A 5,603-nucleotide genomic window follows, 5' to 3' on the forward strand; every position below is an offset into this window, starting at 1 on the left:
GTTTAATGAATATTGGGTGAGTCACTTGCCTCAAGCTGTTTGCTTGCTGGCTTGGAAGTAACTTTACGGGCTAGATAAAAAAGGGACAATTCCCTAAAATCGAGAATAATTGATTCTAAAAAAGGGACAATCGTGGATCGGATCGAATGCATGCGCGCCTTTGTCGTGACGGTTGGCGAGAACGGCTTCGCAGCTGCCGCTCGCGCGATGGACGTGCCGCGATCAAAGGTGAGTAAACAGATTCAGGCGTTGGAGGAAGCAATCGGCGTGCAATTGCTGCAGCGCACCACGCGCAGCCTGCACTTGACCGAGGCTGGCGCCGAGTATTTCGAGGCGGCGCGGGAGGTGTTGTCCGCGCTGGACGAGGCCGAGCAGCGCGCTCGAGACGGCATCGGCGAGCTACGTGGGGTGTTGCGGGTGAATGCGCCGATGTCGTTCGGCCTGCATCGCCTTGGACGGTTGATTCCGCTGTTCCATGAGCAGCATCCGAACATCGAGCTTCAACTGGTGCTCAGCGATCAACAGGTCGATCCAGTGCGTGGCGGCTTCGATGTGACGATTCGCATCGCCAGCATGCCAGACTCGACCATGATCGCCCGGCAACTGGCACCGGCACCGCGGATCATGGTGGCCTCCCCCGCCTATCTGGCGCGTGCAGGCATACCGCGGACCCCGCAAGACTTGCGCGCGCATCAATGCCTGAATTACGGGTATCTGCAAAGCGGCGTGAGCCTGCAGTTGTGCAATGGCAAGGAGACGCAACGGGTCAACGTTTCCGGCCCGTTGCACGCCAACAACGGCGACTTGCTCGCTCAGGCCGCCGAAGCCGGGATGGGCATCGCCCTGTTGCCTGATTTCATTGTGGAAGGCGCGTTGGCGGCAGGCCGCCTGGTGCCGGTGCTGTGCGAGTGGCAGGCACCAGCGATTACCATCAACGCGGTTTACCCTTCCTCGCGTCGCGTACCACAAAAGACCCGGGCGTTTATTGAGTTTATGGTGGCGCAGTTGGCGCCGAATTAACCCGGTTTAGTGTGCAATGACGGGTTGGCGTACACCCAACCGGCTGATCCACACCGCCGCCAGAATGACCGATCCACCCAACAACAACCGCCCCAACTCTTCATGCTGATTCCAGATCAGCAAATTGATCAGCAACCCCACCGGCACATGCAGATTATTCATCACCGCCAGCGTCCCGCCATTCACCAGGCACGCGCCCTTGTTCCACCAGTACAAGCMCAGCGCGGTCGAGACCAGTCCGAGGAACAGCAGCACGCCCCATTGCAGCGGCGCTTCGGGCAGGAAGTTCTGTTTGCCGAACAGCAGAAATGCCGGCAACGCCACCGCCAATGCGCCCAGATAGAAGTAGCCGAATCGCCGGTAATGCGGCAGATCGCTCGGATGGCGGGCCACCAGATGTTTATAGAGCACCTGCCCGGCGGCATAGGTGAAGTTGGCCAGTTGCAGCAACAAAAAGCCCATGAAGAAGTCCGGATTGATCCGGTCGTAGCGAATCACTGCCGCACCCGCCACGGCCACCAATGCCGCGATCAAGGCCCACGGATTGAAGCGCCGGTTCAGCGCGTCTTCGATCAGGGTCACGTGCAGCGGCGTGAGGATGGTGAACAGCAACACCTCCGGCACCGTCAGCACGCGGAAGCTCAAATACAAACAGACATAGGTCACACCGAACTGCAGCGCGCCGATCAGCAACATCCCGCGCATGAATGCCGGCTCGACCTGACGCCAGCGTGTCAGCGGAATGAACACCAGCCCCGCCAGCAGCACTCGCACCAGCACCGCGAAGTAGCTGTCGACATGACCGGCCAGGTATTCGCCGATCAAACTGAAGGAAAACGCCTGGATCAGCGTGACAAAAAGTAGATAGCCCATGCTCGCCTCGTTTTGAATGGCGGCGACGATAGCGGTTTTTGCCCGTTATCGCGAACGCTCAGCCAACAACAAGCCCGGTCCCACAGAATCATCAGCGCCCACTAAATCCCAGGCAAAAAAAAGCCCGATCTCGCTAAAGCGTTCAATCGGGCTAGAGCACTCAGGAGCAATAAGTGCAAAGGGAGGTTCGATGCGCGTGCAGGCTTGAAGGGTCGCGCCAGGTCACTAGACCATCCAGCGATTATCTGGCGATTAACGACTCAGGCGACCTGGGCCAGTTTGGCGTTGGCCTGGTTCAAGCCTTTCTCCTGGAAGTCGCCGCCCAGGTTCATGCCTTCGGCGTGAATGAACGTGACGTCGTGGATGCCGATGAAGCCCATGACCTGACGCAGGTAAGGTTCCTGATGATCCGCGGTGCTGCCGGCGTAGATCCCGCCGCGAGCGGTCAGCACGTAGGCGCGCTTGCCGCTGAGCAAACCTTGCGGACCGGTCTCGGTGTATTTGAAAGTCACGCCGGCACGCAGCACGTGGTCGAGCCAGGCTTTCAGGGTGCTCGGAATCGCGAAGTTGTACATGGGCGCCGCCATCACCAGCACGTCGGCGGCCAGCAGTTCGTCGGTCAATTGGTTGGAGCGTTCCAGCGAGGCCTGTTCGATCTCGTTGCGTTGATCGACAGGTTTCATCCAGCCGCCCAGCAGGTTGATGTCCAGGTGCGGCACCGGGTTGACGGCCAGGTCACGGACGGTGATCTGGTCGGCCGGGTGTGCGGCTTTCCATTGGCTGATGAAGGTCTGGGTCAGCTGGCGGGAAACCGAGTCTTGCTGACGGGCGCTGCTTTCGATGATCAGAACGCGGGACATGGGATGTAGCCTCCATCTGAGAATGCTGTAGGTCGATGGAGTGAAGGTTAAACAGAGTCATATCGATGAAAAAGCGCAAATAACTGCTATAAAGCATCGATAAATTCGTTTATAAGCGAAGCATGCCCAGCCGACATGCTCCGCTTGAGGTCATTTCGGGGTGCAAGTCAGGTCGATACGCAGCTTGATGATGGTGCGGGTGAACTTGGCCGTGGCGTTTTTGTGTTTGCCGGCGGGTACGTCGATCTTGCGGGTGCGTGGCGCTTCCGGACCGTTATTGAAAACCACTTTGCAAGTGACGTCGGTGTCGCCGTAGTTGTTGACCTGAATGGAGCCGATGTCGGCGTCCGTGTCATAGGCGTTGTAGTCGACCTTCAAACCGTTGAGCTGTTTATTGACATCGATCGGATAGGCAAACGCAGTCAGAGGCAACATCGCCAACACCGCACACCCCGCCATCACACAACAGATTTTTTTCATTCGGCAGTCTCCAATAAGAGCTGCCAGCTTAGGACAAGAGGAGCTCAACATGAAAGCGCCCCGCGTGACCCTTGATCAATGGCGAACGTTGCAGGCCGTGGTCGATCACGGCGGTTTCGCCCAGGCCGCCGAAGTGCTGCACCGTTCGCAATCGTCGGTCAGCTACACCGTAGCGCGCATGCAGGACCAACTCGGCGTACCGCTGTTGCGCATCGATGGCCGCAAAGCGGTGCTCACCGAGGCCGGCGGCGTGCTGCTGCGCCGCTCCCGGCAACTGGTGAAACAGGCCAGCCAACTTGAAGACCTGGCCCACCACATGGAACAAGGCTGGGAAGCGGAAGTACGGCTGGTGGTCGACGCCGCGTACCCGAGCGCCCGCCTCGTCCGCGCCTTGACCGCGTTCATGCCGCAAAGTCGCGGTTGCCGGGTGCGGCTGCGTGAAGAAGTGTTATCGGGGGTGGAAGAAGTATTGCTCGAAGGCGTGGCCGATCTGGCCATTACCAGTTTCAGTATTCCCGGCTACCTGGGCGCGGAGCTGAGCGATGTCGAATTCATCGCGGTCGCCCACCCCGAACATGCCCTGCATCGTCTGAATCGCGAGCTGAGCTTCCAGGACCTGGAAAGCCAGATGCAAGTGGTGATCCGCGACTCCGGCCGTCAGCAACCGCGAGATGTCGGCTGGCTCGGTGCCGAACAGCGCTGGACCGTCGGCAGCCTGGCCACTGCCGCGACCTTCGTCAGCAGCGGTCTGGGCTTCGCCTGGCTACCCCGGCACATGATCGAGCGCGAACTCAAAGAAGGCACGCTCAAAGTGCTACCGTTGGATCAGGGCGGAAGCCGCAACCCGAGTTTCTATCTGTATTCGAACAAGGACAAACCCTTGGGCCCGGCCACGCAGATTCTCATCGAACTGCTGCGCACCTTTGACACCGCGCCGCTGGATGCGCCCTTCGCCGCGCCCGAACAAGCCTGACACGGAGTGTACCTATGGCCTATTTCGAACATGAAGGTTGCAACCTGCACTATGAGGAATATGGCCACGGCACTCCGTTGCTGCTGGTTCACGGGTTGGGCTCCAGCACCCAGGACTGGGAAATGCAGATCCCGGCGCTCGCCGCCCACCATCGGGTGATCGTGCCGGATGTGCGCGGCCACGGGCGCTCCGACAAACCCCGCGAGCGCTACAGCATCGCCGGGTTCAGCGCCGACCTGATCGCGCTGATCGAACACTTGAACCTTGGCCCTGCACATCTTGTGGGGCTTTCGATGGGTGGCATGATCGCTTTTCAACTGGCGGTGGACCAGCCGCAACTGCTCAAGAGCCTGTGCATCGTCAACAGCGCGCCCGAGGTCAAACGGCGCAGCCGCAACGATTATTGGCAGTGGTTCAAACGCTGGAGCCTGATGCGCGTGCTGAGCATGGGCACCATCGGCAAGGCCCTGGGCGCCAAACTGTTTCCCAAGCCGGAACAAGCTTCGTTACGACAAAAAATAGCGGCGCGCTGGGCAAAAAACGACAAACATGCTTATCTCGCCAGCTTCGATGCCATCGTTGGCTGGGGGGTTCAGGAACGACTTTCCAGGGTTTCCTGTCCAACCCTCGTCGTCAGCGCCGACCGTGACTACACCCCGGTCGCGCTGAAAGAAACCTATGTAAAACTGCTGCCCGATGCGCGGCTGGTGGTGATCGCCGATTCGCGCCACGCCACCCCGCTGGATCAACCCGAACGCTTCAACCAAACGCTGCTCGAGTTTCTCACCGCAGTCGACACCACCACTCAGGATCACTGACCCATGCTGAAAAAAATCGCCCTCGTCGCCGGCTCCGTTCTGTTTGCCGCCAACCTGATGGCCGCTACGCCGGCCAAGGCACCCCACGTGCTGCTGGAGACCACCAACGGCCAGATCGAAATCGAACTGGACCCGGTCAAGGCGCCGATCAGTACCAAGAACTTCCTTGAGTACGTCGACAGTGGCTTCTACAACAACACGATTTTTCACCGTGTGATTCCAGGTTTCATGGCTCAGGGCGGTGGTTTCACTGCACAGATGCAACAGWAGGAAACCAAGGCACCGATCAAAAACGAAGCCAGCAACGGCCTGCATAACGTGCGTGGCACGCTGTCGATGGCGCGTACTTCAAACCCGGATTCGGCCACCAGCCAGTTCTTCATCAACGTGGCCGACAACGCCTTCCTCGATCCGGGTCGCGACGCCGGTTACGCCGTCTTCGCCAAAGTGGTCAAGGGCATGGACGTGGTGGACATCATCGTCAACTCTCAGACCACCACCAAACAAGGCATGCAGAACGTGCCTGTCGACCCGGTGCTGATCAAGTCGGCCAAGCGCATCGACTGAGTACACCGGCAG

General features: G+C 59.4%; 7 protein-coding genes. 4 read left to right on the plus strand and 3 right to left on the minus strand.

Annotation, left to right across the window (positions count from 1 at the left end; genetic code table 11):
* Window positions 1–132 precede the first annotated feature (132 nt).
* The gene (locus AC1DLB_RS19720; RefSeq protein ID WP_026286472.1) at window positions 133–1,020 is read left to right on the plus strand and encodes a LysR family transcriptional regulator; all 888 of its coding nucleotides are present in this window, start codon (window positions 133–135) and stop codon (window positions 1,018–1,020) included.
* Window positions 1,021–1,026: 6 nt separating this feature from the next.
* Here the strand turns inward: AC1DLB_RS19720 and AC1DLB_RS19725 are convergent, their stop codons facing one another.
* The 3 genes from AC1DLB_RS19725 to AC1DLB_RS19735 all read right to left on the minus strand — a co-directional run bounded on the left by AC1DLB_RS19725 (window position 1,027) and on the right by AC1DLB_RS19735 (window position 3,233).
* Window positions 1,027–1,893: a carboxylate/amino acid/amine transporter gene (locus tag AC1DLB_RS19725; protein ID WP_477785483.1), complete on the minus strand. Its 867-nt coding sequence runs from the start codon at window positions 1,891–1,893 to the stop codon at window positions 1,027–1,029.
* Window positions 1,894–2,153: 260 nt separating this feature from the next.
* Window positions 2,154–2,753 (minus strand): FMN-dependent NADH-azoreductase, encoded by a 600-nt coding sequence (locus AC1DLB_RS19730; RefSeq protein ID WP_018926730.1) that lies wholly within the window; start codon window positions 2,751–2,753, stop codon window positions 2,154–2,156.
* A gap of 150 nt (window positions 2,754–2,903) precedes the next feature.
* Window positions 2,904–3,233, minus strand: a complete 330-nt coding sequence (locus tag AC1DLB_RS19735) for a hypothetical protein (RefSeq protein ID WP_007934049.1) — start codon at window positions 3,231–3,233, stop codon at window positions 2,904–2,906.
* A 49-nt stretch (window positions 3,234–3,282) separates the two neighbouring features.
* Between AC1DLB_RS19735 and AC1DLB_RS19740 the strand changes: the two genes are divergently transcribed.
* From AC1DLB_RS19740 to AC1DLB_RS19750, 3 genes are read left to right on the plus strand one after another with little or no spacing between them, the layout of a single operon-like run.
* Entirely contained in the window at window positions 3,283–4,206 is a 924-nt protein-coding gene (locus tag AC1DLB_RS19740; RefSeq protein ID WP_018926731.1) for a PA3225 family LysR-type transcriptional regulator, read from the plus strand.
* Window positions 4,207–4,220: 14 nt separating this feature from the next.
* Window positions 4,221–5,024: an alpha/beta fold hydrolase gene (locus AC1DLB_RS19745; protein WP_064619649.1), complete on the plus strand. Its 804-nt coding sequence runs from the start codon at window positions 4,221–4,223 to the stop codon at window positions 5,022–5,024.
* Window positions 5,025–5,027: 3 nt separating this feature from the next.
* Window positions 5,028–5,591, plus strand: a complete 564-nt coding sequence (locus tag AC1DLB_RS19750) for a peptidylprolyl isomerase (RefSeq protein WP_477785484.1) — start codon at window positions 5,028–5,030, stop codon at window positions 5,589–5,591.
* Window positions 5,592–5,603: the final 12 nt, after the last annotated feature.

Source organism: Pseudomonas sp. 05N434 (assembly GCF_056396965.1).

Bases quoted from the DNA above. Each gene is read 5' to 3' on its own strand.
- AC1DLB_RS19730 (WP_018926730.1), bottom strand. From the start codon at position 2,753: ATGTCCCGCGTTCTGATCATCGAAAGCAGCGCCCGTCAGCAAGACTCG.
- AC1DLB_RS19745 (WP_064619649.1), top strand. From the start codon at position 4,221: ATGGCCTATTTCGAACATGAAGGTTGCAACCTGCACTATGAGGAATAT.
- AC1DLB_RS19735 (WP_007934049.1), bottom strand. From the start codon at position 3,233: ATGAAAAAAATCTGTTGTGTGATGGCGGGGTGTGCGGTGTTGGCGATG.
- AC1DLB_RS19740 (WP_018926731.1), top strand. From the start codon at position 3,283: ATGAAAGCGCCCCGCGTGACCCTTGATCAATGGCGAACGTTGCAGGCC.